Source organism: Nocardioides secundeburneus (genome assembly GCF_039939255.1).
Classification (GTDB): domain Bacteria; phylum Actinomycetota; class Actinomycetes; order Propionibacteriales; family Nocardioidaceae; genus Nocardioides.
Genome location: NZ_JBDUUE010000003.1, coordinates 520,832 through 546,356 on the forward strand (window position 1 = coordinate 520,832; position 25,525 = coordinate 546,356).

Below are 25,525 nucleotides of genomic sequence, written 5' to 3' on the forward strand. Positions count from 1 at the left end.
CCTGCGCATCCCCGGTGGTGTCTCCCGCGGTGCCCGCCGTCTCACCCGCCACGGTGGTTACCCTAACCGCGCGCGTCGTCCGGTCCGGGACCGGTGACGACCGGCGCCGCCTGCTCGTCGTCAGAGCGCGTCCTCGAGGTGGGCCGCGTCGCGGATCTCGCCGACCAGCTCCTCGATGACGTCCTCGAGCGTGGCCACCCCGAGGGTGGCGCCGGACTCGTCGACGACGCGGGCCATGTGGGCCCCGCGCCGCTGGAGCACCTCGAGCGCCTCGTGCAGCGGGACCTGCGGCGTCACCGTGGCGAACGGGCGCACCCACTTGTCGTCGATGGGCCGCATCCGGCGGGCGTCGTCGGGCTCGAGCACGTCCTTGATGTGCAGGTAGCCGATGAGCTCGCCGTCGTCGGCCGCGACCGGGAACCGGCTGAAACCGGTGGCGGCGCACAGGGCCTCGACGTCGGCCGGCGTCGACCCGCGGGCGACGGTGGTGAGCCCGTCGGCGGGCAGGCAGACCAGGTCGACCCGCTTCTCGGTGAAGCCGAGCGCCCCGGCGAGGCGGTCGTACTCGTCGGCCTCGATGAGGCCCTCGCCGCGGGACTCCTCGACCAGGGCGGCGACCTCCTCGCGGGTGTAGGTCGAGCTGACCTCGTCCTTGGGCTCGACCCGGAGCAGTCGCAAGGTGGCGTTGGCGATCGCGTTGAGGGTGTGGATGACCGGGCGCAGCGGGGTGGCGACGGCGACCAGGAGCGGACCGAGCACGAGCGCCGCCCGCTCGGGGCCGGCGATCGCGATGTTCTTCGGCACCATCTCGCCGAGCACGACGTGGAGGAAGACGACGACGACCAGCGCGATCACGAACGCGACCGGGTGCACGAGGTCCTCCGAGACGCCGAGGTCCTCGAACAGCGGCTCGATCAGGTGCGCGAGCGCGGGCTCACCGACGGCGCCGAGACCCACGGAGCAGATCGTGATGCCGAGCTGCGCGGCGGCCATCATCACCGACACGTTCTCCATGGCGCCCAGCGTCGTGCGGGCCATGCGCGAGCCGGCCTGCGCGCGCGGCTCGATCTGGCTGCGCCGCGCCGAGATGAGGGCGAACTCGGCGCCGACGAAGAAGGCGTTGAAGCCGAGCAGGAACACGGCGATGACCAGGGCGGTGTAGTCGCTCACGCGCGCGCCTCCCCCGTCGTCGGCACGGGGCGGGCCGGCGTGACCGGGTCCTCGTGCAGGCGGACCGAGAGCCGGTCGACGCGGAGGCCGTCCATGTGCTCGACGGTCAGGACGGCGAGCTGCTCACGGGGCTCGTCGGGGTCGCTGCGGTCGGGCACCTGGACCTCGGCGATGTCGCCGGACACGGGGATCCGGCCGAGCACCCGCAGCACGAGGCCGGCGACGGTGTCGTAGTCCTCGCTCTCGGGCAGCTCGATGCCGGTGAGGTCCTCGACCTCGTCGGGTCGCAGCAGGCCGGAGACCGACCAGCTGCCGTCGCGACGCTTGCGGGCGCGCGCGCCGAGGCGGTCGTGCTCGTCGGCGATGTCGCCGACGATCTCCTCGATGACGTCCTCGAGCGTGACGATGCCGGCGTGGCCGCCGTACTCGTCGAGCACGACCGCCATCTGGAACCCGTCGGCACGCAGCAGCGCCATCAGCGGGTCGAGCCGCAGCGAGTCGGGGACCACGATCGGCTTGGCCATCAGGTGCTTGACCTTGGTCGTCGCGCGCTCGTGGGTGGGCAGCGCGACGGCGTTCTTGACGTGCACGGTGCCGACGACGGCGTCGTCGTCGTCGAGCACCGGGAAGCGGGAGTGGCCCGTGTGGCGGGTCAGCTCGATGACGGCGCTGGCGCGCTCGTTGACGTCGAGCGTGCGGGTACGCACGCGCGGGGTCATGATCTCGCCGGCGGTGCGGGTGCCGAACTCCACCGAGCGCTCCATCAGCTCGGCGGTGTCGGCGTCGAGCGTGCCCTCGTCGGCGGAGCGCTGGATGAGCGAGGCGAGCTCGGTCGAGCTGCGCGCCGAGCGGAGCTCCTCCTGGGGCTCGAGCCCGAGCCGGCGCACGATGGCGTTGGCCGAGCCGTTGAGCACCCGGATGGGGCCGCGCATGACGGCGGTGAAGATCCGCATCGGCAGCTGCGTGGCGCGGGCGGTGGCCATCGGCAGCGCGATCGCCAGGTTCTTCGGCACCAGCTCGCCGAACAGCATCGTGAGCACGGTGCTGACCGCGAACCCGATCGCCAGGGCCGTCGGCCCGACCGCCCCGCCCGGGAAGCCGACGGCCTCGAGCGGCGGCCGGATCAGCTCGGAGATCGCCGGCTCGGCCAGGTAGCCGATACCGAGGTTGGTGACGGTGATGCCGACCTGCGCGCCCGAGAGCTGCGTCGAGAGCGAGCGCAACGCCGTCTGGACGCCGGCCGCGGACGCGTCACCCTGCTCGGCGGCCCGGTCGACCTGGCCGCGGTCGACGGTGACGAGGGAGAACTCGGCCGCGACGAAGATGCCGCAGGCGAGGATCAGGAGCAGGGCGAGACCGAGCAGGATCCACGCGGTCATCGCTCACCGCCGGGACGGAGCATGGTGCGGGTGGTGGGGCTCGTACTTTGACCGTCCATCGGGCGGTTGGGGTCCTCCGGTGTAGTGCGTGGACGGCGCCGCCGTGGCGCCGCGGAGATGCCAGCGTAAGGGAGCGGAGCCTGCGCGCCCATCTCCGCACGGCTCCCGTGCTCGATCTCGGGTTTGGCCGTCGTTCCGGCGGGGCAGCGTGGCAGCACCCGAGATGCCCGAGGAGGCCCGCGATGACCGCTCCCGTCCCCACCGCCCCCGCCCGACCCGGTCACGCCGAGGCCGCCCTGCAGAAGGTGTGCGACGCCTCCGTCTGGTTGTTGTTCAGGGTCTCCGGCGTCCGGTCCTGAACGCTGTGTCGGAGGTCACCGGCCGCCGCCGAGGGTGTCGCTGACCTCACGCTGGTCGAGCACCCGGTAGGGCGCGGCCGACGTCTGCGCGCTGCGGCGCAGCGCCACCAGGAGCGGGTCGAGCGTCGACGGCGCGGCGCCCACCAGCAGCAGGTTGCCCGGACGACGTCCGCGCAGCGTGGCCGGCTCGGCGCTCACGACGACGGCCCCGGTCGCCGTCCGGAGCCGGGCGACGACGTCGCGGGCGCGGGTGAACGGCGCCCGGTCGGCGAGGTTCATGACCACGACCCCGCCGGGTGCGGTCGCCCGGGCGACGTCGAGCAGGAACGCCGCCGAGGTGATGTCGCCGGGCACCTCGCCGTCGGCGTAGGCGTCGACCACGACGACGTCGGCGTGGTCGTCGCGCAGCGCGGCGACACCGGCGACCCCGTCGACCGGTCGCACGCGGATGCCGCTGCGGCGCGGCAGCGGCAGCGCGTCGCGGACGAGCTCGGTGAGGGCCTCGTCGGGCTCGAGCACCACCTGGTGCGAACCGGGCCGGGTGGCGGCGAGGTAGCGCGGCAGCGTGAGACCGGCGCCGCCGACGTGCACCGCCCTGACCGGCACGCCCGGCGGCGCGACCGCGTCGAGGACGTCGCCCGCGCGGCGCACGTAGTCGAACACGAGCCGCCGCGGGTCGGCGAGGTCGACGTGGGACTGGTCGTGCCCGTCGAGGCGGACGACGTAGGCGTCGGGGTGCTCGGTCGCCACGACCTCCCGTGATCCCGCCACCCGGCCGACCCTACGGGCACCGCGGGACGTCCGGAGCGTCGTCCTGCGCGCCGTGACCGCCGTGCCTGAGGGTCGAGCCGCCCGGCCGGTGGTCCGGGCACCGACGGACCATCTGCGGCTGGCACCATGACGGCCATGACGGCCTACTGGATCAGCACCTACGTGGAGATCACCGACGAGGCGAAGCTGGCGGCCTACGCCGACCTCGCGGGCCCGGCCCTGACCGGCGCGGGCGGCACCTTCCTGGCCCGCGGCCTGCCCGCGGCGGTCTACGAGGCCGGGCAGGAGACCCGGTCGGTCCTCATCGAGTTCCCCACCGTCGACGCCGCCCGAGCCGCCCACGACAGCCCCGCCTACCAGGAGGCGCTGGCCGCCCTCGACGGCGGCGCCGTCCGCGACCTGCGCATCGTCGAGGGCATCGAGCCGGCGACGCCGATCGACCGCCCGTGAGCGTGCTCGGCACGCGCCGGGACGGCACCGTCTCGGTGCTCGAGCTGCGCCGTCCCGAGCGCCGCAACGCGCTCGACCTCGAGCTGTGCCGGGCCATCACGGCGGCCGCGACCGCCGAGGTCGCCGCGGGTGCCCGGGTGCTCGTCGTCACCGGCGAGGGCTCGTCGTTCTGCTCGGGCGCCGACCTGACCGGCGTCTACGGCGACGAGTTCCTCCAGGCGCTGTACGGCATGCTGCACGGCCCCGACGGCCTGACGTCGTTGCCGGTGCCGCTGGTCGCCGCCGTCAACGGCCCGGCGATCGGAGCCGGCACGCAGCTCGCGCTGGCCTGCGACCTGCGGGTGGCCGACGCCTCGGCCCGGTTCGCCGTCCCGACGCCACGCAACGGCATGGCCGTCGACGCCTGGACGATCCGGCGCCTCGCCGACGTCGCCGGCGGCGGCATCGCACGCCGGCTGCTGGTCGCCGCCGAGACCGTCGACCACGACGCCGCGCTCGCCTGCCACCTCGCCGACCGGTCCGGCACCCTCGACGACGCGATCGTGTGGGCGCAGGAGATCGCGACCCTCGCGCCACTGTCCATCGCGCACAACAAGGCCGTGCTCAACGGGGCCGACGACGCCGCGGCCGAGGTGTCGTTCGCAGCCTGCTGGGCCAGTGACGACGTCCGCGAGGCGGCCACGGCCCGCGCCGAGAGGCGGACGCCGGTCTTCACCGGCCGCTGAGACGCGGGCGGCCCCGAGAGGTGATCGCCACCCCCGTAGCGTGGAGGGATGGACGAGCCGGCCGTGACGACGACCGAGTCCCCTGACGACCCCTCGTCCACGCAGCACGGCGCTCGCCGGGCCGCGGCGGGCCGAGCGGCCGGATGGGCGCTGCCGAGGGCGAAGCGGCTCCTGCTGTGCCTCGTGGCGGCCACCGTGATCGGGTCGCCGCTCGCGGTCGCGTGGGCGATCACGCACACCGAGGTCGACGGCATGATCGGCACCACCCCCACGACCTTCACGCTCTCCACCCAGGGCCACAGCGAGGTGCGCCTCGGCATCGCCGGCACCGTGTACCTCCCCCAGGCCCAGGGCCCGATCGGGGTGATCGCGACCGTCGACGGCCCGGGCGAGTCCGGCTCGAGCGGCGGCGACCTCGCCGGCTACGTCCGACCCGAGATGCTCGAGCTCTACACCGGCCTGTTCCACGACCCGGGTGCCGCCGTCGACGAGTACGTCTCGCTCGTCGAGCAGGAGCTGCGCGACCAGCTCGTCGCCTCGGTCTTCTGGGTGGGCCTGGCCGGCGGCCTCGGCCTGTTCGTGCTGATCGAGCTGCTGCCGGCCCGGATGGTGCGCGAGCGACGCCGCGACGCCGTCCGTGTCGGTGCCTCCGCCGCCCTGGCGCTGGCCATGGTGGCCGGTCTCGCGTGGGTGCAGCTGCAGGCCTCTGCGGGCAGCCGCGGCCCGACCGAGGGGCCCTACGCCCTCTCGGCGCTCGACGGCACGCTGGCGGCCGGCGCGACGACCGACAGCCCCGTCGTCCGGGCCCTGCTGGGCGGGGCGATCAACCGCGCCCGGAGCCTCGTCGACCGGCAGGAGGCCGACGAGCGCGCCTACCGGGAGACGGCGTCGCAGGGTCTCGACGACCAGTCCGAGGCCATGGACGGGCCCGGCGAGGGCGAGGTCTCGGTGATGATGCAGTCCGACATGCACTGCAACACCACCATGATCCGCCTGCAGCGCCAGGTCTTCTCCATGCTGGTCGACGACGACCAGGCACCCGCCCTGCTGGCGATCGCCGGCGACCTCACCACCAACGGCACCGCGGCCGAGGGCACCTGCATCCGCAACGAGCGCGACATCGCCGGCGATCGCCCGGTCGCGGCGATCGGCGGCAACCACGAGACCGACATCAGCGAGCAGCAGATGGCCGACGCCGGCATGACGGTGCTCGACGGCGAGATCGAGGACGTCGACGGCGTGCGCCTGCTCGGCGACCTCGACCCGTCGCGGTCGGAGCTGTTCGGCCCGGTGGGGCTCCGCGGCGACGAGACCCAGGTGGGGCAGGGCGAGCGCATCCGCGAGGTCGCCGACGACGCCGACGAGGGCGACCGTCCCGACGTCGTCATGCTGCATGAGGCCTACGCCACCCAGGCCTTCCTCGGCATCGAGTCGGTGCGCGACCTCGTCGACGGCCCGGAGACCTCGCTGACCCAGCGGCCCCTCGACGCCGCCGACGACGGGGTCGACGACGTCCCCGCGGGGTCGGTCTTCTACGGCCACTGGCACCGCCCGGTCGAGCCGCGCGTGCTCTGGAACTCCGACGGCACCTGGACCTTCCTCATGGAGCTCAACACCACCGGCGGCGCCGTCGACCGGCCGTCGCTGACCAACTTCTCGACGCCGTGGTCGCGTCCGCAGCAGGAGGCGTCGTTCCCCGTCGTCTTCCTCGACGAGGAGACGCGCATGGTGACCGGCTACCAGCTCTACCGCTTCGCGACCGACGGCACCGTCACGGTCGAGCCGCGGGTCGACGTCGGCGACCTCGACGGTCTCGCCGACTACCAGGAGACCCAGGACTCGGCCGGCTCCGGTTCGTCCGGCGGGTGAGCCTCAGGCCGTGGGCAGCCAGTCGACGTGCCCGGCCAGCAGCGCGTAGCCGACGAACGCGCCCACGTCGAGCAGGGTGTGCGTGACGACCAGCGGCGTGACGCGCCCCCACCGGCGGTAGAGCCAGCCGAACAGCAGGCCCATCGCCAGGTTGCCGAAGAAGCCGCCGAGCCCCTGGTAGAGGTGGTAGCTGCCGCGCAGCACCGCGGCGATGCCGATGGCCTTGAGGTCGGAGAACCCGAGCTGGCGCAGCCGCACCAGCACGTAGCCCAGCACGACGAACTCCTCGAGCACGGCGTTCTCGAGCGCGGCGAGCACGAGCATCGGCACGTGCCACCACACCGAGGTGTCGAGGCCGGACGCCGCCACGGTCACGCTGAGGCCGAGGCCGTGCATGACCAGGTAGAACGCCAGCCCGACCGAGCCGACGGCGGCCGCGAGCACGGCACCCCGCGGCAGGTCGCCCCAGCCGGCGCCGCGGAACCAGACGTCGCGCAGCCGGGTGCCGGAGCGCACGAGCAGGTAGCCGGCGAGCGCGACCGGCACGACGGCGAAGAGCACGCCGAGCAGCTGGTAGGTGAGGTCGAAGTAGGGCCGGTCGGGACGCACCGAGGTGTTCATCGTCGTCGTCTGCGCCGCGAGCCCACCCGGCGCCGTGGCGTCCTCGATGATCCGCACGACCGAGTAGACGCCGCTGCGCCCGAGCGACATCGCGAGCACGATGACCAGCTCGGCGTAGAGCAGGCCACGGCTCGGCAGCAGCGCCGACGGCCCCGGCTGCTCGGGGACGCCGGACGACGGCCCGGTCTCGGCGCGCGTCGTCACGGGTCCCATCATGGGGCCTGTGACCAAGCGTTGCCTGAGGGCGCGATGGTCTCCCGGTGAGATTCCCGGCGGGCGCCTCCCCCGCTCCGGCCCGGGGGACGGCTACGACCGCTCCACTGCCCAGACGTCGATCGTGTACGGCGACCAGCCGCACGAGACCCGCTCGTCGCCGTCCACCACCTCGAGCCGGTAACCGCGGTCGGTCTCGACGACCCGGCTGTGCTCCTGGCAGCGGGGGTAGCCGCCGGCGACGACGACGTGGCGCGAGAGGTCGACTGCCTCGAGGTCGCCCGTGGGCACCTCGGCGGGCAGGCGCGCGGCGAACGCGTCGCGGTCGGCCTCGGTCTCGATCACGACCGTGGGACCGACCACCTCGGGCCCGAGGGTCTCGTGCTCGCTCTGCGACCAGCTGGCGACCAGGCTCGTCCCGTCCGGCGGGGCCGGCTCGGACCCGCTGGGAGCAGGCCCGAGACCACCGAACAGGCTCATGACGAGGATCCAGATCAGGCTCATGTCCCTCCGACGGGCCGCGCGGCCGATCGGCTCCCCGGAGACGACGACGGGCGCGCCGACCAGGCCAGGCGTGGCGGGGGTGGCCGCGTGGCAGGGTGGCGGGGTGCCGACCTACCGCGCACCGATGCGCTCCCGCCGCGACGACGTCGACCCGGCGCTCGCCGTCCGGCGTGCCCTCGACCTGGGGCTGTGCGGCATCGGCGGCGTCCTGCGCCGGTCGCCGTCGACCCTGCCCGACGCCGTGAGCGCCACCGCCGACGAGCACGGCCCACGAGCCGCCGATCGTCTCGCCCGGTTCGCCGCGGCCGACGACGGCGACACGGTCTGGACCCGAGACGAGCACGGTCTGTTCCACGTGGGCGAGCTCGCCGGATCCTGGGGCTACGACGACGATCCCCGCGCGGTCGGGGCGGATCTCGTGCACGTGCGGCGGTGCCGCTGGCGCACCCCGGACGACGCGGTGCCCGGGCCGGTGCTCGCGACCTTCGGCCGTGGTGGCCGGAACTTCCAGCGTATCCGTGCGCTGCCCTGACCGGTCGGGTCTAGGCCCAGCCGTGCAGCTCGCGGGCCGCGGCGGCAACCCGGTCGAACCGGCCGCGGTCGAGGGCCGCGCCCTCGCGGCGGACGGCGGACTCGTCGAGCCGCAGCACCCGGTCGAGCCGGACCTCGCTCGGGCGGCCCTGTCGGTCCCAGGCCCCGCTGCCGACGTCCATCCACACCGGTGCGCCCGGGCGGTCGTCGCGCCGGGGCTCGCCGGTGTGGTCGCGACTGGTGAGCATGAGGGCGAGCAGGTCGTCGCCGGTGCGCGCGAGCACGAGCACCGGGCGGTCCTTGCCCCGGTTCGGGTCCTCCTCGTACGGGACCCACGCCCAGACCACCTCGCCCGGGTCGGCCCGGCCGTCGGCCACCGGGGCGTAGTCGATCGCCACGGACGTGCTCGGCGCGAGGTCGCCGCGATAGGCGGGTCCGCCCCGGCGGCGCAGGCGGGACACGAGACGACGGGTGCGGGGCCAGCGGGTCACCCGCACCAGTGTGGTCGACGGCGGTCGTGGAGGGTTGAGGCCCGCGCCGTCCGGGCAGGCTCTTCCCGGGCCCTCGGCACCAATCACCCCAACAGGTGAGTTTGAGGTGGCTGGTGGTGAGCACTAGAGCAGGAGAGCGCTTCCGCTCCGCCCGTCGCCGTCCCCCGATGGAAAGGCCACCCCGATGTCGCAGCTGCTCGACGCGCCGCTCACGGCGTACCCCGGTCTCGAGGCACTCACCAAGCGTGAGCTCGAGGTGCTCAGGCTGATCACGCAGGGCCTCTCCAACGACGACATCGCCCGCGAGCTCTACATCACCCACAACACGGTCAAGAGCTTCGTGCGCTCCGCCTACCGCAAGATCGGCGTCACCCGGCGGCCGCAGGCCGTGGTCTGGGGTTTCCAGCACGGTCTGATGGACGTCGCATGAGCACCCTGCGCCTCGTCCTCGCCCGTCTCATCCTCGGTCCGGCCGCCGAGCCGGTCCCGGAGCGGGTGCGGCGAGGGCACTGACCCCTGGTCACAGGTAGCGGCGCATGACGAGCCGCGGCATCCTGCTCGCGATCGCGTCCGTCTCGCCGACCACCTCGAAGCCGGCCCGCTCGAACATCCGGCGGGTGCCGACGAAGGCCATGGTGAGGTCCATCCGCCGCTCCCCCGGGTCGACGGGGTAGGCCTCGACGGCCGGCGCCCCGCGGTCGGCGGCGTAGGCGACGGCGCCCTCGATGAGCGGCGTCGTGACGCCGCGCTTGCGGTGCCCGCCCCGGACGACCACGCAGATGATGCTCCACACGGGCACGTCGTCGAGCGGCGTGATCAGCCTCGACCGCACCAGCCGGGTGTTGTCGGCGCGGGGCCCGATGCTGCACCACCCGACGGGCGTGCCCTCGTCGTCGTAGGCCACCACGCCCGGCGGGTTCCGCCGCCGTCCGAGGGCGCGGGCGGCCTGCTCGCGCTCGCCGTGCCCGAGCTCCTCGATCTCCTGTGCCGAGAGCCGGTGCGACAGGCACCAGCAGTGGGTGGCGCGACGGTTCGGGTTGACGACGTCGGCGAAGTCGTCGAAGCGTGACGGGGTCACCGGGTGCGTGGTGATGGCCATGGCCTCATCCAACCCGAGGTCGCGCCGGTCTGGGAGGATGAGCCGGTGACGACGGAGCGCTCCCCCGGCGTGGCGCGCCGCGGGAGACCCGGCTACGACCAGGCCACCGTGCTGCGGCGAGCGATCGAGCTCTTCAACACCCGCGGCTACGACGCCACCAGCATCAACGACCTCGCGCAGGACCTCGGGGTCACCAAGTCGGCGATCTTCCACCACGTCTCGAGCAAGGAGGAGCTGCTCGCCGCCGCGCTCGACGAGGCGCTCGACGGTCTCAGCCGGGCGATCGACGCCGCCGCGGTCACCCACTCCGAGACCAGCGCCTACGAGCGCCTGCGGGCCACGGTGGCCGAGTCGGTGCGCATCCTCTCGGCCCACCTGCCCGCCGTGACGCTGCTGCTGCGGGTACGCGGCAACAGCCCGGTCGAGCTCGACGCCCTGCGTCGGCGACGGGTGATCGACGAGAAGCTCGCCGCGCTGGTCGCCGAGGCGGCCGACGAGGGCGCCCTGCGCACCGACCTGCCGCCCGACCTCATCAGCAGGCTGATCTTCGGCACCGTCAACTCCCTCGTCGAGTGGTACCGCCCGGGCGGCGCGCTCTCGCCCGACGAGCTCGCCGAGACCGTCGCCGGCATGGCGTTCGAGGGGCTCGTCCCCCGCTGAACGATGGTCGATGGACGCCGAGGGATCAGCGGAGCGCGCGACTGCGCCCTCGGAACTCGGCCAGGACGACGTGGTCGGCCGCTCGGCGGACGGTGACGTCGTAGATCCCCGACCGGCCCCGAGACGAGACCTCGCGAGCCGCCGCGACGAGCTCGTCGCCGGGCCGACCGGGCTCGAGGAAGCTGACGTCGAACCCCGAGGCGACCGTGACGACGCCGTGGGAGTTGCAGGCCAGCGCGAAGGCCGAGTCGGCGAGCGCGGCGACGAGGCCGCCGTGACAGATGCCGTAGCCGTTGAGCATGTCGTCGCGCACGACCATCGAGACGACAGCGTGTCCGGCCGACTGCTCGACGAGGCGCATGCCGAGCATGCGGCTGGCGGCATCGTCGGCCCACATCCGCTCGGTGCCGCCGGTCATGCGTCGAAGTCGACGGTGACGGCGTCGCTCACCGGGTAGCTCTGGCAGGTCAGCACGAAGCCGCGCGCGACCTCGTCGTCGTCGAGGGCGTAGTTGCGGCGCAGGTCGACCTCGCCGTCGGCGCACAGCGCCCGACACGTGCCGCACACACCGCCCTTGCAGGCGAACGGCAGGTCGGTGCGGGTGGCCGCCGCCGCGTCGAGGATGGTGGCGCCCCGCGACATCGGCGCGGTGGTGGTGCGCCCGTCGAGCGTGATCGTGACCTCGGACGTGTCGCCGTCGACGACGCCCCGGTCGTCGGGACGGCGCAGCTCGGGCGGCGGCTCGTCGACGTAGAAGAGCTCGAAGTGAACGCGCTCGGGTGCGACCCCGAGGTCGGCGAGCACGGCGCGGGCGTCGGCCACGAGGCCGAACGGCCCGCACAGCCAGACGTGGTCGACGCCGGCGACCGGCACGAGCGAGGTGAGCAGCCGACGCAGGCGCTCGCCGTCGAGACGGCCGGAGAACAGCTCGACGTCGCGGGGCTCGCGCGAGAGCACGTGCACCAGCTCGAAGCGGGAGGTGTGCCGGTTCTTGAGGTCGGCGAGGTCCTCGGCGAACATCACCGAGCCCGTCGTCCGGTTGCCGTAGAGCAGGGTCACCCGGGCCTCGGGGTGCTCGAGCACGGTGGCGGCGATGGAGAGCATCGGCGTGATGCCGGAGCCGGCCGCGATGCACAGGTGCCGCCCGCCCATGGCGGCGTCGGCCCGGAACGAGCCGTCGGGCACGCCGACCTCGACGACGTCGCCGCGGCGGACGTCGTGGACGAGCCACGACGAGAAGACGCCGTCGGGGATCTCGCGCACGCCGACCCGTGGTCGTGCACCGGCCGGGGCGCAGATCGAGTAGGAGCGGCGCTCCTCGCGACCGTCGACGTCGCGGCGCAGCGTGAGCCACTGACCGGCGTCGAAGGCGAAGACGTCGCGCAGCTCGTCGGGCACGTCGAAGGTGACCGCGACCGCGTCGTCGGTGAGGCGCTCGACGTCGGCGACCGTCAGGGGGTGGAAGGTCGTGGTGGCCATGCCCGCTCAGATCTCCTTCACGTGGTCGAACGGCTCGAGACAGTCGAGGCAGCGGTAGTGCGCCTTGCACGCCGTCGAGCCGAACTCCGAGGTCAGCTCGGTGCGGGCCGAGCCGCACCGCGGGCAGGACAGGGCACGCCGGGTGGGCGACAGGCTCAAGGTGGCCGGGCCGGACGGCGCGGGGCCGGGGGGTGAGATGCCGTGGTCGCGCAGGGCCTGCCGGCCGTGCTCGGTGATCCAGTCCGTCGTCCAGGCCGGGCTGAGGCTGAGGCGCACCTCGACGTCGTCGTAGCCGGCCTCGGCGAGCACGCGGGCGAGGTCGTCGCGCATGGCGGCCACGGCCGGGCAGCCGGAGTAGGTGGGCGTGATCGTCGCGACGACGCGCCCACCGTCGACGTCGACCGAGCGGAGCACGCCGAGGTCGGCCAGCGTCAGCATCGGCAGCTCGGGATCGACGACCGTCGAGGCCACGACGGCGGCCGGCGCCGTCGTCACCACAGCCCCAGGGGGTGCGCCCGGGCGACCGACTGCAGCTCGGCGAGCAGGCGGCTCAGCGACTCGGTGTGCCGGCCGTCGCGACCGGTGAGCCCGCCGTGCGCGCCGATGCGCTTGACGTCGGGCTGCTCGACCTCGGCCGTGCCGAGCACGTGGGCCAGCAGGACGTCGACCTCGGCCGCGACGTCGACCGGGTCGACCGCGACCCCGCCGGCGGCGAGCCGCCGCTCGACGTCGTGGGTGCGGTCGAGCTCCCACCGCAGCGGCCAGACGGCGTCGAGGGCCGCGACGAGACGGCGTCGCGACTCCTCGGTGCCCAGGGCGAGCGTCACGACCCAGCGGCCGGCGTGGTCACGGTGGTAGGTGAGCTCCTTGACCGCCTTGGCCGCGATGGCGGCCAGCACGGGGTCACGGCTGCCGACCAGGCGCTGCATGATCGCCAGGCGCCAGGTCGCGTGGAGCAGCAGCCGCACCATGGTCTCGGCGAAGTCGCCGTTGGGGGTCTCGACCAGGCGCACGTTGCGGAACGCGGACTGGTCGCGGAAGAACGCGAGCGCGTCCTCCGGCGGGGCGGGCGACCCCTCGGGCAGCACCGGCACCACCTCGGGGTCGGCCGCAGCGGCCCGGGCGAGCAGGAGCCGGGCCTGGCCGAGGAGGTCGAGCGCGATGTTGGCCAGCGCGATGTCCTCCTCGAGGTCGGGTGCGTTGCTGCACCACTCCGCCAGGCGGTGGGAGTGCACGAGCGCGTCGTCGCCGAGCATCAGGCAGTAGGCCGCCAGTGCGGCGCGGTCGACATCGTCGGGCACCGTGGTGTCGACGCCGGCGAGCGGGTCCTCGAACGAGGTCCCGAACGCCCAGTGGGCGTCGTCGCCGCCGAGCAGGCCGTCGTAGACGGAATCGTGGTCGTTCATCGCCACCTCACATGTGCGGCACGTCGGCCGGGATGTCGTAGAACGTCGGGTGGCGGTAGACCTTGTCGCCGGCGGGCGCGAACAGCGGGTCCTTCTCGTCGGGGCTCGAGGCCGTGATCGCGTCGGCGCGGACCACCCAGATGCTCACGCCCTCGTTGCGCCGGGTGTAGACATCGCGCGCGTTGCGCACGGCCATGGCGTCGTCGGCGGCGTGCAGCGAGCCGACGTGCACGTGGTTGAGGCCGCGCTTGCCGCGCACGAAGACCTCGTAGAGCGGCCACTCGCCTGCGGCGGCCTCGCCGAGCCCGGTCGGCACGCCCTGCAGCGGGACGGCGCCGTGACCGCCGTCGGCGGAGTAGTCGCCGCCCGTGGCCTGCGGGTCGGTCGTCGGGTCGGTCGCCATCACGCACCCCGCCGCGCGAAGGCCGTCGCCGCGTCGCGCACCCAGGCGCCGTCGTCGTGGGCCCGTCGCCGGTGGGCCAGCCGCTGGGCGTTGCACGGGCCCTCGCCACGGACGACGGCACGGAACTCGTCCCAGTCGGGCTGACCGAAGTCGTGGTGGCCCCGCTCGGGGTTCCACCGCAGCTCGGGGTCGGGGAAGGTGACGCCGAGCCGCTCGGCCTGCGGCACGGACATGTCGACGAACTTCTGGCGCAGCTCGTCGTTGGTGTCGCGCTTGATGCCCCAGGCCATCGACTGCGCGGTGTTGGGGCTGTCGTCGTCGGGCGGGCCGAACATCATCAGCGCCGGCCACCAGAAGCGGTCGACCGACTCCTGCACCATCGCGCGCTGCTCGTCGGTGCCGCGCATCATCGTCATCAGCAGCTCGAAGCCCTGCCGCTGGTGGAAGGACTCCTCCTTGCACACGCGGATCATCGCCCGGCCGTACGGACCGTAGGAGGTGCGGCACAGCGGCACCTGGTTGCAGATCGCGGCGCCGTCGACGAGCCAGCCGATGGTGCCGACGTCGGCGTAGGACAGCGTCGGGTAGTTGAAGATCGAGGAGTACTTCTGCCGGCCGGAGATGAGCTTGTCGGTGAGCTCGGCGCGCGAGACCCCGAGGGTCTCGGCCGCGGAGTAGAGGTAGAGGCCGTGCCCGGCCTCGTCCTGCACCTTGGCGAGCAGGATCGCCTTGCGACGCAGGGACGGCGCCCGCGTGATCCACCCGCCCTCGGGCTGCATGCCGATGATCTCGGAGTGCGCGTGCTGGGCGATCTGGCGCACCAGGGTCGCGCGGTACTGCTCGGGCATCCAGTCGCGCGGCTCGATGCGGTCGTGGCGCGCCACCACCGCCTCGAAGCGCTCCTGCAGGTCGTGCTCGTCGTGGTCGATCGTCATCGCGGCACCCTTTCCTGACCGATCGGTCTGTTATACGGTGACACGACCGCCGTCCTCGCGCAAGGAGCACCGATGTCCCGTCTTCTCGAGAGCTACGCCGCCGGCCGCTGGGTCGCCGCCGACGACGACGGCCGCCCGGTCCACGACGCGAGCACCGGCGAGGAGGTCGCCCGCCTCTCGTCGTCCGGCCTCGACCTCGGGGCGATGGTCCGCCACGCCAAGACCGTCGGCGGGCCCGCCGTGCGGTCGATGACGTTCCACGAGCGCGCCGCGGCCCTCAAGGCGCTGGCCAAGCACCTCATGGCCGACAAGGACTCCCTCTACCCGATCTCGCACCAGACCGGCGCCACCACCCGCGACTCGGCCGTCGACATCGACGGCGGCATCGGCACCGTGTTCTCCTACGCCTCCAAGGGCGCCCGCGAGCTGCCCAACGACACCGTCTACCTCGACGGCCGGCCGGAGTCGCTCGGCCGCGGCGGCACGTTCGTCGGACAGCACGTCTTCACCTCGCGGCCCGGTGTCGCCGTGCAGGTCAACGCCTTCAACTTCCCGGTCTGGGGCATGCTCGAGAAGCTCGCTCCGGCGTTCCTCGCCGGGATGCCGACCATCGTCAAGCCGGCCGCGCAGACGGCCTACCTCACCGAGGAGGTCGTGCGCCGCATCGTGGGGTCCGGCCTGCTGCCCGAGGGCTCGCTCCAGCTGCTCGCCGGCAGTCCCGAGGGTCTGCTCGACGAGCTCACCGTGCACGACGTCGTCGGGTTCACCGGCTCGGCCCACACCGCCGGGCTCCTGCGCAACCACCCGCAGGTCCTCCACGGCGGGGTGCAGCTCGGCGTCGAGGCCGACTCCCTCAACTGCTCGATCCTCGGCCCCGACGTCGGCCCCGACGACCCCGAGCACGACCTGTTCGTCCGAGGCCTGGTGACCGAGATGACCGTCAAGGCCGGTCAGAAGTGCACGGCGATCCGGCGGGCGATCGTGCCCCGGGCCGCGGTCGACGGCGTCGTCGAGGCGGTCGTCGCCCGCCTGGAGAAGATCGGCGTCGGCGACCCGCGCCACGACGACGTCCGCATGGGCGCGCTGGTGAGCCTCGACCAGCGCGAGGAGGTGCGCAAGGCGATCCAGTCGCTGCGCGCTTCGTCGGACATCGTGCACGGCGATCCCGACCACGTCTCCCTCGTCGCCGGCGACGCCGAGCGCGGGGCGTTCCTGTCCCCCGTGCTGCTACGGGCCACCGACGGCGCGGTCGAGCCGCACGACGTCGAGCCGTTCGGCCCGGTGAGCACCGTGCTCGCCTACGACACCGTCGACGACGCCGTCGCCCTCGCCGCCCGCGGCAAGGGCAGCCTCGTCGGCTCGCTCGTCACCCACGACCCCGACGTCGCCCGCCGCGTCGTGCTCGGCCTCGCGCCGTGGCACGGCCGCATCCTCGTGCTCGACCGCGACGACGCCGCCGAGGCCGCCGCCGCAGGTGGGCACGGCTCACCGCTGCCCGTGCTCGTGCACGGCGGACCCGGTCGCGCCGGCGGGGGCGAGGAGCTCGGCGGCGTCCGCGGCGTGCTGCACCACATGCAGCGCACGGCGATCCAGGCCTCCCCCAACCTGCTCACCACCATCACCGGCCGCTGGACGACGGGCGCGGCGCGCCGCGACGACCCCGTGCACCCGTTCCGCAAGAGCCTGGCCGAGCTGCGCGTCGGCGACACCATCACCTCGGCGCCGCGCGAGGTCAGCCGCGCCGACATCGACCACTTCGCCGAGTTCACCGGCGACACGTTCTACGCCCACACCGACCCCGAGGCGGCCGCAGCCAACCCCCTCTTCGGCGGCATCGTCGCGCACGGCTACCTCGTCGTCTCCCTGGCCGCGGGGCTGTTCGTCGACCCAGACCCCGGCCCGGTGCTGGCCAACTTCGGCGTCGACGACCTGCGCTTCCTCACCCCGGTCAAGGCCGGCGACACCATCGCGGTCACGCTCACGGTCAAGCAGGTCACGCCGCGCACCAACGCCGACTACGGCGAGGTCCGCTGGGACGCCGTCGTCACCAACGCCGAGGACGCGCCCGTCGCCACCTACGACGTGCTCACCCTCGTGGCCAAGACCTGGCCCCAGGTCTGAGCGGCGGCCACCGCGATGCGCGACCTGAGCCCCCGCCCCGGCGACCTCGAGCCGATCGAGACGGCGTCGGTCGACGAGATCCGCAGCCTGCAGACCACGCGGCTGCTCGAGACCGTACGGCGTGCCTACGAGCACGTGCCCCACTACCGCCGGGCCCTCGACGCCGCCGGCGTCCACCCCGACGACGTCCGCGGCCTCGACGACCTCGCCCGGCTGCCGTTCACCACCAAGGCCGACCTGCGCGACAACTACCCGTTCGGCATGTTCGCCGTCCCGCGCACCGACGTGGTGCGCCTGCACGCGTCGTCCGGGACGACGGGCAAGCCGACCGTCGTCGGCTACACCCGTGACGACGTCGAGACCTGGGCCACCGTCGTCGCCCGCAGCATCCGGGCCGCGGGCGGACGTCGCGGGCACGTGCTCCACAACGCCTACGGCTACGGCCTGTTCACCGGCGGACTCGGCGCCCACTACGGCGCCGAGAGGCTCGGCTGCACCGTGGTGCCGGTCTCGGGCGGCATGACCGAGCGGCAGGTGCAGCTCATCCAGGACTTCGAGCCCGACCTGATCATGGTCACCCCCTCGTACATGCTCGCGATCGTCGACGAGATGGAGCGCCAGGGCGTCGACCCGCGCTCGACGTCGCTGCAGGTCGGGATCTTCGGCGCCGAGCCGTGGACCAACGACATGCGCCGCGAGATGGAGCAGCGCCTCGACATGCACGCCGTCGACATCTACGGCCTCTCGGAGGTGATCGGCCCGGGCGTCGCGAGCGAGTGCGTGGAGACCAAGGACGGCCTCACGGTCTGGGAGGACCACTTCTACCCCGAGGTCGTCGACCCGGTCACCGGCACCGTGCTGCCCGACGGCGAGGAGGGCGAGCTGGTGCTCACCTCGCTCACCAAGCAGGCGATGCCGGTCCTGCGTTACCGCACCCGCGACCTGACCCGGATGCTGCCGGGCACCGCCCGCACGATGCGCCGCATCGAGAAGATCACCGGCCGCACCGACGACATGATCATCCTCCGCGGGGTCAACCTCTTCCCCACCCAGATCGAGGAGCTCATCCTCACCCCGGCGCTCAGCGAGGTGCTCTCGCCGCACTTCCAGTGCCGGCTCGAGCGCGAGGGCACCCTCGACTCGATGACCGTCGTCGTCGAGCACCGCCCGACGACCACCCCCGCCGACGCCGCACGCGCCGGCGACGACCTCCGGCGCCTGGTCAAGGCGACCATCGGCGTCAGCGTCGCGGTCGACGTCGTCGCGCCCGAGACCGTCGAGCGGTCGCTCGGCAAGATGCGCCGCATCGTCGACGCACGCCCTCGACGCTGACCGGTCTGGACCAGCTGGTACCCCGGAGGGTGACGTACCCGCGTTCGGCGGCGCCCGCGCGGAGATCCGCCTAGCCTGCACGAGCCCGGACGACAGGGGACGTCGGCCGGGATCCTCTACCCCCCGAAGGACACCCACCGTGAAGCTCTCGCACGGGCTGGCGGTGAGCGCCGTCAGCGCGCTCGCCGTCTCCGGCATCGCCGTCACCGCCCCCGCCGCCCACGCGGCCGGACCCCAGGTCCGCCTCATCAGCATCTACAACGCCGGGCACGACGCCTCCACCCGGCCCGACGGCAGCAGCGAGATCATCGGCGGCGAGACCACCGAGCCCGGCGACGCCGGCATCTCGCTTGTCGCCGCGCTGCCCGAGGGCGCCGCGTCCGTGGCGTTCGAGTACAACCTCGACCCCGAGGCCAGCGACACCGACGACGACTGGACCCCCACGGGGAGCCCGGTCGACCGCACCGACGGCTTCGCCTCCACCGTCTTCGCCCCCGAGCCCGGCAGCGACGTCGTCGACTCCGACATCGCGGTTCGGGTCGTCGCCACGAGCGAGGGCGGCACGACGTACTCGACGCGCCGCGACGTGCACGTCAGTGGCCCCGACGCCGCCGTGAACTCGGTGCGGGTGGCCACCGGCGACCGCGGCTTCTTCGTCCAGCCCTACGCCGGCTCGGCCCGCACCGCGACCCTCACGAGCGTCAACGGCACCACGTCGGCCACCGAGGGCACCGTCGAGCTCTCCGCCTGGCGCGCCGCCGACGGCACCTTCGCCGGCCGGACGGCCGCGGCCGTCACCCAGACGCCGTTCAAGGTCGTCGACGAGGACGGCCTGCGCTTCTACCTCGGCGGCGCCTACACCGGCGCCGTCGACCTGACCGGCTTCGGCGTCCAGGACGGCGACGTCGTCGCGTTCGGCGCCGAGCGCGACACCGACGGCGTGCAGCCCGCGGCGGTCTACGAGCAGTCGATCGCCGGCATCGTCGTCGTCGACGGTCGCAGCGTGGCCAACGGCGGTGTCTTCACGACGCGCGTCGACGACCAGGAGGGCCGACCGGTCGTCGGCGCCGAGGTGCGCCGGCTCTCCGACGGCTCGCTCGTGGGTTACACCGACGCGCTCGGCCAGGTGACCAGCCGCCAGGCCGACGGCGAGCCCGAGTCCTACTACGCCAACACCACCGACGTCGACGCCTACGAGGAGGAGGTCGACGTCGTCACGACCGAGGTCGTCACCAACGGCAACGCCCCAGTCGCGACCGACTCGCAGGTCGAGCTCGCCGACGGCGCGGTGTTCGACGACGACGAGTACGCCGCCGGCGACGTCGCGGTCCTGGTCACCGACCAGTTCGGCGACCCGGTCGGCGCCGGCACCATGGTGCGCTACCGGCTCTACCCGACCGGCACCGAGGCGCCGGCCGAGCAGCTCGTGCTGACCACCGGCACCGACGGGCGCGCCGTCGTCCCGTTCGACCCGGCCGGACCCGACGGCGGCTACACGCTCGAGGCCGAGGTCGACCCGCCGAGCGACATGCGCGCGGCGCGGCGGGCGCCCTCGACCACCGCGACCTTCGTCGCCGGTCAGGCCGCGCTCACCCTCACCCGCCGCACGCCGGCCCCCACCGCCGGTGGCCAGGTGACCTACCAGGGACGCCTCAGCATCGGCGACGACCGGCTGCAGGGGCGCCTCGTCGGGCTGCGGTTCACCCACGGCGTCGAGCTGGTCCCCGGCCGCGACGCCGACGCCGGCATCCTCGTCGGCGACCGGGTGGTGCCCGCGCAGAACGTCGTCACCGACCGCAACGGCGTCTTCCGGGTCACCGTGAAGGACCCGGTCGAGCGGCCCCGGGCCGGCGAGATCGAGGGCGCCCTGGCCGCCGCCACGCTCACCAACCGGGCCTCCACCACCAGCACGCTCGCCGGCAACGCCGACGCGCGCGCCGTGGTCCGGGTCGACTTCTCCGGCAAGCGCGGCCGCGCCTCGATCAAGCTGTTCGGCATCGGGCAGCGCCCGGTCTCCGACATCCTGCGCGTCGAGGGGCCCGCCTCGATCGCCGGCGAGACGGTGAAGATCTTCAAGATCCGGGGCGACGGCAGCCGTCAGCTGGTGCGCACCCGGGTGCTCGACAAGGACGGCGACGCCAAGCAGATCAAGGTCCGCGACCGCAACCGGCGCTCCTTCACGCGCTTCGTCGCCATGCTGGTCGCCAGCAAGCGCGTCGAGGGCGCGACGTCCAACAAGCGTCGCCTCCGCTGACGCAGGTGGTCGTCGCCCACCTGGCACCGATGCCGGCGAGCGAGCTGCGCGAGTGGCTCGCCGCCGGTGACGGGCTCCCCCGTGCCGACGAGGTCGAGGGTCTCGACGCGCGCGTCCTGGTCGTCGACGGCGTCCCGGTCGGCGGCGTCCTGACCGGTCTCGACGACGTCGGCGGGGACGGCGCACCGACGAGTCGTCGCTGCGCCGTCCGCGCCCTGCAGACCACGCTGCCCGACGACGCGCTCGAGCACTGGCGCGCCGTGGTCGTCGCGCTCGAGGACCATGCCCGCGCGGGTGGGGCCGACGTCGTCACCACGGCCGTGGCCCCCTCGCTCGTGCCCGTGTTCCAGGCGCTCGGCTACGGCACGACGGTGACCAGCCACCGCAAGCGGCTCGACACCCCGCCGCAGCTGCAGGAGGACCGGCGCGTCGCCGTCCGGGCGATGACCGACGACGAGCGCGCGGCGTTCGTCGACGACGTCCGCGGGCTGCTGGCGGCCGGGATGGTCCGCTCCGGCCTCGGCCTCGCACCCGGCGACCTGCCGGTCGAGCTGGAGGCGCGCGTCGCCGCCCTGGGTGACCAACCGCCGCCCGACGACGAGCTGCTCGTCACCGGCACGGTCGACGGCGTCGCCGTGGGTCGGCTGTGGGCGACGCTCGTCGAGCGCGACGGGGCCCGCGACTTCCTCGGCCACGTCATCGAGCTGTTCCCCGAGCACCGCGGCCGGCGGCTGACGCCGTCGTTCGTCGGGGCGATGGCCCGCTACGTGCGCGAGATCGGCGTGCGTGACGTGCACCTCCGGGTCTACGGCCACGACGCCGGTGCGCGTCGCACCTACGTCGAGGCCGGGGTCGAGGTCGCCGACGTCCACCTGCGCAAGGACCTCTGAGCCGCTACCCACCCCACCGAACCTGAGAAGTGGCCAAGAACACACGCCTAGGCGTGGTTGCGACCCCGACGGGCCCGTCGTTGCCCAGACCCTGATCCGGCGTGCCAGAACTTTCAGGTCCGCGGGTCAGGCCGCGACCCGGTCGGCACGTTCGGCCCGTTCGGCCCGGTGGCCGACCAGGACGACGCCGAGCAGCCGCGCCCCGGCGGCCCGCACCCGGGCGCTGTGCGCCCGCAGCGAGGCCACCGGGACGGTGCCCTCGGGCACGGCGAGCAGCATCGAGCCACCGGCCGCCAGCACGCGTGCGTCGTCACTGCCGTCGAGCGGCGGCGCCAGCACGATGACGACGTCGGCGATGCGGCGGGCCGCGGCACGCACGTCGGCCCAACCGGACTCGACGAGCGTCTCGCCGGAGCGGCCCGGCCCGCCGGCCGCGAGCACCCGCAACCCGTCGACGGGGCCGTCGACGAGCGCCTCGTCCAGCGGGTGGCCGCCGAGCACCTCGCGGAGACCGGTGCGGTGGACGGCCAGGGGCTGGTCGGACCGGTCGTCGAGGCGACCGTCGACGAGGAGCACGCGCCGTCCGACGTCGGCCAGCGCGACCGCGAGGTTGGCGCCCAGCCACACGTTGATCTCGCCGCCGCCGATACCGGCCACGACCACGACGTCGACCGGGTCCCGGTCGTGCTCGACCTCGACGGACAGGCGGAGCCGGCGGAAGTCGTCGGCCGCGCTGGTGCCCGGGCGGAGCGCCGGGAGTGCCGTGAGGTCGCGCGGCGGCGACACGTGGCCCAGCAGCGGCGAGCCGGCGGCGTCCTCGGCGACCCAGCCGTCGTCGACCGTGGAGCGGCGCCGGTCGCGGACGACGGCGCCGAGGCACGACAGCACGACGGCGAGTCCGAGCGCGATCGCACCCACCACCAGCAGGTCGGGCTGGGAGTAGGTCATCGGGGCACGCGCCGTGCTGGTGGTCGTGAAGAGGAAGCTGTCGCCCGACGGGGTGACGAGGGGCAGCTGGGCCGCCGCCAGGTTGGCCATCTCGGCGGCGACGTCGGGGTCGGAGTCGGTGGCCACGACCTCGACCAGGACGGTGCCCCGGACCCAGGTCCCGTCGAGGTGGCGGCGCAGGTCGCCGATCGTCCGCGGTGCGGACAGCTCGGCCTGGACGGCGTCGGCGACGGCGCGCGACCCGACCAGCTCGGCCATCGTGCCGCGGAGGGCGTCGAGGTCGCCGACGGCCACGTCGACGTCGGCGGACGGATTCTGGACGGCCGACACGGTCGCCGTGGCGGTGTAGGTCTTCGGTGCCACGAGCAGGCCGAGGGCGAGCAGCCCGCCGGTCGTGGCGAAGACGGCGAGCACGAGCCAGCGTTGGCGCCACAAGGCACCCGAGACGTCCTGCGGTTCCACGCATCCCCCCATAGGTGCGGAGGGCCGACCAGAACCTTGTTTCTATCGTGAACCCCCACCGGTGAGCCTAGTCAGCGCCGGCCGCTACCACGGTTCGCCACCGACGGCGGGGAAACGTTGGCACGTCGACTTGCCAGCGACGAGGGGCACGAGCACGATCCACGACCCTCACCGGTCACGAGGCCGGGCCGACTACGATGCGGGCACCCGGGCCCGGCGACCGCCGGGTCGCGGCGCGGACGGGGGGCTCGACGATGAGACGCTCCGGCTCGCGCCTGCTCGTGGTGCTCCTCACCGGACTCGTCGTCGGACCGGTCACCGTCCTGCTGCCCGGTTGCTCGCTCGTGGACGACCAGCGCGACGGCACCGAGCGCCCCGGACCCGCCGATCCGGCACCGAGCCTGGTCGAGACACGCGAATGGGCCGCGAACGACGGCCTCGTCTCGGTGGTCCTGCGCAACACCGCCGACCGGGTGCTGCGCCGGGCCCAGGCCGAGGCCACCGTGGTGACGGCCGGCTCGGTCACGACGACGGTCGCCGGACCGTGCTGCACGGTGGCCGACGTGCCCCCCGGCGCCGACTACGCGTTCTCGTTCCGCCTGCCCACCGACGTGCGCGTCGACGACCTGCAGGTCGGCTACCGCGACGTCGTCTGGTCGACGGCCGGCAGCGACGGCAGCCCGCGGCTCGCCGTGCAGCTGGACAGCGTCTTCGCCAACGCGGTGGGCGCGGTGGTGGTGGCCGACGTGACGGCGGACGGCGCCCCGGTCGACAGCGCCGTCGTGCAGGCCGTCGTCGACGATGCCGAGGGCGACCTCGTCGCGATCGTGTCGGGGACCTGGTCGTGCTTCCTGCCCGGGCGGCCCCGCAGGATCTGGATGCAGCTCTACGCCACGCTGCCGGTGGGCAGCACCGTGCGCACGGTCACCGCGTTCGCACGACCGACCGCGCGCGCGGGCGGCGACGCCAACCTGCAGACCTCCTGCGACCCCGCCGCCGCCCGCGCCCAGGGCGCCTCAGGCCCACCGGGCTGAGCGCCGGTCGGGGCCGGCGTCGAGGTCAGCGCGTGGGCGTCGACCGGAACAACCAGCCGAGCGGACGCGCCTCGTCGTCGTGGTCGTCGTGATCGCCGTGGTCGTCGGCCCCACGCCGCCGGTCGTCGGACACCTCGGCCATCTCGACGACCTCGGCCGCGGTCATCTCGACCGCCGGGTACGTCTCGGCGTCGTGCCCGACGGTCTCCGGCTCGACGTCGTCGAGCATCGAACGACGCTGACCCGAGGAGCTCACGAGCCGGACCGACGCCCACTGCTCGGGCTCGACGGGCTCGACGGGCTCGACGGGCTCGTCCGTTCGGACGACGTCGGCGTCCTCGAGCGGAGGCTCGTGGTCGGCCCCGTCGTCGACGTCGACGTCGGACTCGACGAGATCGTCGACGGCACGCAGCGACACCTCGGGACGACGTCGGGGAGCGTCGGGACGGGAGGCCTCGGTGACCTCGTGGCTCGGGGCGTCGTCAGGGAGCGAGACCTGGTCGACGAGGGAGACGCCGAGCCACGAGGCGTCGTCGAGTGAGACCAGCGCCCGCTCGATCGCCGCCTCCAGCGCCGGGATGCTCGTCGCGAGGTCGTCGCGGCGTTCGGCGATGGCCTGGGTGAGGCCGGCGAGGTCGCCCGTGAGGCGCTCGCGGGCCTCCTGGCGGGCCCAGGCGTCGTACTGGGCGGCGTCGGCGTGGGCCTCGGCCAGCAGGTTCTCGGCCTCGACACGGGCCTGGGTGACGATGCCGATCGCCTGCTCGCGGGCCTGCTCGACCATGGCGCGGGCCTCGGCCTCGGCCTGCTCCTCGACGCCGGCGGCCGCGAGGCGCGCCGTCTCGATCAGGCTCGTCGCCTCGGCGACGGCTGCGGCCCGGATCTCCCCGGCCTCGGCCAGCTCGATCTCGACCTCGCGTCTCATGACGAGCGCCTCGTGGAGCACCGAGGCGCCGACGACGGCGTCGCTACGGAGGTGGGGCGGCGTGTCGGGCATCGAACCTCGGCTCGTGGGCGGCGGCTGTACGAGGGCACGACGAACCGCCCCCCGCGATCCAGAGTACCCAGGACGCAACCCCGCAAACCTCCTGCGACGTTTCGCTCGTGTCAGCACGGTGTGAACGCTCGCTCGCGACCCGGCGAGACGTGGCCTCCCGGCCCGGGCCCGCTCGACCCACTGCTAGGTTCGCCCCGAGCCAGAACGCACCTACGGGTGCGCGGGAATCCGGTGTGAATCCGGAGCTGACGCGCAGCGGTGAGGGTGACTGGCAGGACGACGTACCACTGGGCCGCGCGACGGCCTGGGAAGGTGTCCTGCCGGGTCGAACCCGAGTCCGAAGACCGGCTGGCTCACTCCCAGCCGTCGGCCCCGCGTTCCGGGCCCTCACAGATCCGAGTGACCGATCGACACTCCAGGCCCGC

Annotated in this window: 26 protein-coding genes and 1 riboswitch; of the genes, 11 read left to right on the plus strand and 15 right to left on the minus strand. The window is 73.8% G+C overall.

Annotated features, from left to right (window positions below; all coding sequences use genetic code 11):
• Window positions 1-120: 120 nt before the first annotated feature.
• From ABFT23_RS10680 to ABFT23_RS10690, 3 genes are all read right to left on the minus strand, one after another.
• Window positions 121-1,170 (minus strand): hemolysin family protein, encoded by a 1,050-nt coding sequence (locus ABFT23_RS10680; protein ID WP_347894974.1) that lies wholly within the window; start codon window positions 1,168-1,170, stop codon window positions 121-123.
• Complete coding sequence (locus ABFT23_RS10685) at window positions 1,167-2,549, minus strand: hemolysin family protein (RefSeq protein ID WP_347894975.1); 1,383 nt, start codon at window positions 2,547-2,549, stop codon at window positions 1,167-1,169. The genes ABFT23_RS10680 and ABFT23_RS10685 overlap by 4 nt, the downstream gene beginning before the upstream one ends.
• A 374-nt stretch (window positions 2,550-2,923) precedes the next feature.
• The gene (locus ABFT23_RS10690) at window positions 2,924-3,679 is read right to left on the minus strand and encodes a spermidine synthase (RefSeq protein WP_347894977.1); all 756 of its coding nucleotides are present in this window, start codon (window positions 3,677-3,679) and stop codon (window positions 2,924-2,926) included.
• A 135-nt stretch (window positions 3,680-3,814) separates the two neighbouring features.
• On the opposite strand from ABFT23_RS10690, the gene ABFT23_RS10695 reads away from it, so the two are divergent.
• The 3 genes from ABFT23_RS10695 to ABFT23_RS10705 are packed head-to-tail and all read left to right on the plus strand — an operon-like array spanning window position 3,815 to window position 6,723.
• Window positions 3,815-4,129 (plus strand): DUF1330 domain-containing protein, encoded by a 315-nt coding sequence (locus ABFT23_RS10695; RefSeq protein WP_347894979.1) that lies wholly within the window; start codon window positions 3,815-3,817, stop codon window positions 4,127-4,129.
• Complete coding sequence (locus ABFT23_RS10700) at window positions 4,126-4,854, plus strand: enoyl-CoA hydratase (RefSeq protein ID WP_347894981.1); 729 nt, start codon at window positions 4,126-4,128, stop codon at window positions 4,852-4,854. The genes ABFT23_RS10695 and ABFT23_RS10700 overlap by 4 nt, the downstream gene beginning before the upstream one ends.
• Window positions 4,855-4,902: 48 nt before the next feature.
• A complete protein-coding gene (locus ABFT23_RS10705; RefSeq protein ID WP_347894982.1) occupies window positions 4,903-6,723 on the plus strand; it encodes a metallophosphoesterase family protein in 1,821 nt (606 codons plus the stop codon).
• A 3-nt stretch (window positions 6,724-6,726) separates the two neighbouring features.
• Here ABFT23_RS10705 and ABFT23_RS10710 read toward each other — a convergent pair whose 3' ends face one another.
• Both ABFT23_RS10710 and ABFT23_RS10715 read right to left on the minus strand, forming a co-directional pair.
• Window positions 6,727-7,548, minus strand: a complete 822-nt coding sequence (locus ABFT23_RS10710) for a CPBP family intramembrane glutamic endopeptidase (RefSeq protein ID WP_347894984.1) — start codon at window positions 7,546-7,548, stop codon at window positions 6,727-6,729.
• Window positions 7,549-7,650: 102 nt separating this feature from the next.
• On the minus strand, window positions 7,651-8,061 hold the full coding sequence (locus ABFT23_RS10715; protein ID WP_347894986.1) for a hypothetical protein: 411 nt from the start codon (window positions 8,059-8,061) through the stop codon (window positions 7,651-7,653).
• Window positions 8,062-8,164: 103 nt separating this feature from the next.
• On the opposite strand from ABFT23_RS10715, the gene ABFT23_RS10720 reads away from it, so the two are divergent.
• Window positions 8,165-8,593, plus strand: coding sequence for a GAF domain-containing protein (locus ABFT23_RS10720; RefSeq protein ID WP_347894987.1), 429 nt, complete (start codon window positions 8,165-8,167; stop codon window positions 8,591-8,593).
• Between the two features lie 10 nt (window positions 8,594-8,603).
• On the opposite strand, the gene ABFT23_RS10725 is transcribed toward ABFT23_RS10720, so the two are convergent.
• Window positions 8,604-9,083, minus strand: coding sequence for a type II toxin-antitoxin system PemK/MazF family toxin (locus ABFT23_RS10725; protein ID WP_347894989.1), 480 nt, complete (start codon window positions 9,081-9,083; stop codon window positions 8,604-8,606).
• Window positions 9,084-9,267: 184 nt separating this feature from the next.
• Between ABFT23_RS10725 and ABFT23_RS10730 the strand changes: the two genes are divergently transcribed.
• Window positions 9,268-9,513 (plus strand): response regulator transcription factor, encoded by a 246-nt coding sequence (locus tag ABFT23_RS10730; protein ID WP_347894991.1) that lies wholly within the window; start codon window positions 9,268-9,270, stop codon window positions 9,511-9,513.
• A gap of 90 nt (window positions 9,514-9,603) precedes the next feature.
• Here ABFT23_RS10730 and ABFT23_RS10735 read toward each other — a convergent pair whose 3' ends face one another.
• On the minus strand, window positions 9,604-10,182 hold the full coding sequence (locus ABFT23_RS10735) for a GNAT family N-acetyltransferase (RefSeq protein ID WP_347894993.1): 579 nt from the start codon (window positions 10,180-10,182) through the stop codon (window positions 9,604-9,606).
• 45 nt (window positions 10,183-10,227) lie between these two features.
• On the opposite strand from ABFT23_RS10735, the gene ABFT23_RS10740 reads away from it, so the two are divergent.
• Entirely contained in the window at window positions 10,228-10,842 is a 615-nt protein-coding gene (locus tag ABFT23_RS10740) for a TetR/AcrR family transcriptional regulator (RefSeq protein ID WP_347894994.1), read from the plus strand.
• A gap of 25 nt (window positions 10,843-10,867) precedes the next feature.
• On the opposite strand, the gene paaI is transcribed toward ABFT23_RS10740, so the two are convergent.
• Genes paaI through paaA form a run of 6 tightly spaced genes read right to left on the minus strand, consistent with a single transcriptional unit; the run spans window position 10,868 to window position 15,065 of the window.
• Window positions 10,868-11,260 carry a hydroxyphenylacetyl-CoA thioesterase PaaI gene (paaI, locus tag ABFT23_RS10745; protein ID WP_347894995.1) on the minus strand — a complete coding sequence of 131 codons (393 nt, stop codon included), beginning with the start codon at window positions 11,258-11,260 and terminating at the stop codon, window positions 10,868-10,870.
• Window positions 11,257-12,321: a 1,2-phenylacetyl-CoA epoxidase subunit PaaE gene (gene paaE, locus ABFT23_RS10750; protein WP_347894997.1), complete on the minus strand. Its 1,065-nt coding sequence runs from the start codon at window positions 12,319-12,321 to the stop codon at window positions 11,257-11,259. Before paaE ends, paaI begins: the two co-directional genes overlap by 4 nt.
• A gap of 6 nt (window positions 12,322-12,327) precedes the next feature.
• Window positions 12,328-12,816 (minus strand): 1,2-phenylacetyl-CoA epoxidase subunit PaaD, encoded by a 489-nt coding sequence (gene paaD / locus ABFT23_RS10755; protein WP_347894999.1) that lies wholly within the window; start codon window positions 12,814-12,816, stop codon window positions 12,328-12,330.
• Complete coding sequence (paaC, locus tag ABFT23_RS10760) at window positions 12,813-13,727, minus strand: 1,2-phenylacetyl-CoA epoxidase subunit PaaC (RefSeq protein ID WP_347895001.1); 915 nt, start codon at window positions 13,725-13,727, stop codon at window positions 12,813-12,815. The genes paaD and paaC overlap by 4 nt, the downstream gene beginning before the upstream one ends.
• Before the next feature lie 7 nt (window positions 13,728-13,734).
• Complete coding sequence (paaB, locus tag ABFT23_RS10765; RefSeq protein WP_457623287.1) at window positions 13,735-14,130, minus strand: 1,2-phenylacetyl-CoA epoxidase subunit PaaB; 396 nt, start codon at window positions 14,128-14,130, stop codon at window positions 13,735-13,737.
• Entirely contained in the window at window positions 14,130-15,065 is a 936-nt protein-coding gene (paaA, locus tag ABFT23_RS10770; RefSeq protein ID WP_347895002.1) for a 1,2-phenylacetyl-CoA epoxidase subunit PaaA, read from the minus strand. Before paaA ends, paaB begins: the two co-directional genes overlap by 1 nt.
• Before the next feature lie 72 nt (window positions 15,066-15,137).
• On the opposite strand from paaA, the gene paaZ reads away from it, so the two are divergent.
• The 4 genes from paaZ to ABFT23_RS10790 all read left to right on the plus strand — a co-directional run bounded on the left by paaZ (window position 15,138) and on the right by ABFT23_RS10790 (window position 21,662).
• Window positions 15,138-17,186 carry a phenylacetic acid degradation bifunctional protein PaaZ gene (gene paaZ / locus ABFT23_RS10775; protein WP_347895004.1) on the plus strand — a complete coding sequence of 683 codons (2,049 nt, stop codon included), beginning with the start codon at window positions 15,138-15,140 and terminating at the stop codon, window positions 17,184-17,186.
• Between the two features lie 15 nt (window positions 17,187-17,201).
• Window positions 17,202-18,518 carry a phenylacetate--CoA ligase PaaK gene (gene paaK / locus ABFT23_RS10780; RefSeq protein WP_347895005.1) on the plus strand — a complete coding sequence of 439 codons (1,317 nt, stop codon included), beginning with the start codon at window positions 17,202-17,204 and terminating at the stop codon, window positions 18,516-18,518.
• Window positions 18,519-18,657: 139 nt separating this feature from the next.
• Complete coding sequence (locus ABFT23_RS10785) at window positions 18,658-20,772, plus strand: hypothetical protein (RefSeq protein WP_347895007.1); 2,115 nt, start codon at window positions 18,658-18,660, stop codon at window positions 20,770-20,772.
• 5 nt (window positions 20,773-20,777) lie between these two features.
• Window positions 20,778-21,662 (plus strand): hypothetical protein, encoded by an 885-nt coding sequence (locus tag ABFT23_RS10790; RefSeq protein ID WP_347895009.1) that lies wholly within the window; start codon window positions 20,778-20,780, stop codon window positions 21,660-21,662.
• 126 nt (window positions 21,663-21,788) lie between these two features.
• Here ABFT23_RS10790 and ABFT23_RS10795 read toward each other — a convergent pair whose 3' ends face one another.
• Complete coding sequence (locus ABFT23_RS10795) at window positions 21,789-23,072, minus strand: Wzz/FepE/Etk N-terminal domain-containing protein (protein ID WP_347895011.1); 1,284 nt, start codon at window positions 23,070-23,072, stop codon at window positions 21,789-21,791.
• Window positions 23,073-23,326: 254 nt separating this feature from the next.
• Here ABFT23_RS10795 and ABFT23_RS10800 point away from each other — a divergent pair, with 254 nt between their 5' ends.
• Entirely contained in the window at window positions 23,327-24,106 is a 780-nt protein-coding gene (locus ABFT23_RS10800; RefSeq protein ID WP_347895012.1) for a hypothetical protein, read from the plus strand.
• A gap of 25 nt (window positions 24,107-24,131) precedes the next feature.
• Here the strand turns inward: ABFT23_RS10800 and ABFT23_RS10805 are convergent, their stop codons facing one another.
• Window positions 24,132-25,100 (minus strand): ATP synthase F0 subunit B, encoded by a 969-nt coding sequence (locus ABFT23_RS10805; protein WP_347895014.1) that lies wholly within the window; start codon window positions 25,098-25,100, stop codon window positions 24,132-24,134.
• A gap of 183 nt (window positions 25,101-25,283) precedes the next feature.
• A riboswitch (cobalamin riboswitch) is annotated at window positions 25,284-25,467 on the plus strand.
• The last annotated feature ends 58 nt before the right edge of the window (window positions 25,468-25,525 follow it).

Coding starts and splice junctions, on each gene's coding strand:
- ABFT23_RS10695 (WP_347894979.1), top strand. CDS start 3,815: ATGACGGCCTACTGGATCAGCACCTACGTGGAGATCACCGACGAGGCG.
- ABFT23_RS10730 (WP_347894991.1), top strand. CDS start 9,268: ATGTCGCAGCTGCTCGACGCGCCGCTCACGGCGTACCCCGGTCTCGAG.
- paaE (WP_347894997.1), bottom strand. CDS start 12,321: ATGGCCACCACGACCTTCCACCCCCTGACGGTCGCCGACGTCGAGCGC.
- ABFT23_RS10800 (WP_347895012.1), top strand. CDS start 23,327: ATGAGACGCTCCGGCTCGCGCCTGCTCGTGGTGCTCCTCACCGGACTC.
- ABFT23_RS10735 (WP_347894993.1), bottom strand. CDS start 10,182: ATGGCCATCACCACGCACCCGGTGACCCCGTCACGCTTCGACGACTTC.
- paaC (WP_347895001.1), bottom strand. CDS start 13,727: ATGAACGACCACGATTCCGTCTACGACGGCCTGCTCGGCGGCGACGAC.
- ABFT23_RS10685 (WP_347894975.1), bottom strand. CDS start 2,549: ATGACCGCGTGGATCCTGCTCGGTCTCGCCCTGCTCCTGATCCTCGCC.
- paaI (WP_347894995.1), bottom strand. CDS start 11,260: ATGACCGGCGGCACCGAGCGGATGTGGGCCGACGATGCCGCCAGCCGC.
- paaZ (WP_347895004.1), top strand. CDS start 15,138: ATGTCCCGTCTTCTCGAGAGCTACGCCGCCGGCCGCTGGGTCGCCGCC.
- paaB (WP_457623287.1), bottom strand. CDS start 14,130: ATGGCGACCGACCCGACGACCGACCCGCAGGCCACGGGCGGCGACTAC.
- ABFT23_RS10715 (WP_347894986.1), bottom strand. CDS start 8,061: ATGAGCCTGATCTGGATCCTCGTCATGAGCCTGTTCGGTGGTCTCGGG.
- paaA (WP_347895002.1), bottom strand. CDS start 15,065: ATGACGATCGACCACGACGAGCACGACCTGCAGGAGCGCTTCGAGGCG.
- paaK (WP_347895005.1), top strand. CDS start 17,202: ATGCGCGACCTGAGCCCCCGCCCCGGCGACCTCGAGCCGATCGAGACG.
- ABFT23_RS10805 (WP_347895014.1), bottom strand. CDS start 25,100: ATGCCCGACACGCCGCCCCACCTCCGTAGCGACGCCGTCGTCGGCGCC.
- ABFT23_RS10705 (WP_347894982.1), top strand. CDS start 4,903: ATGGACGAGCCGGCCGTGACGACGACCGAGTCCCCTGACGACCCCTCG.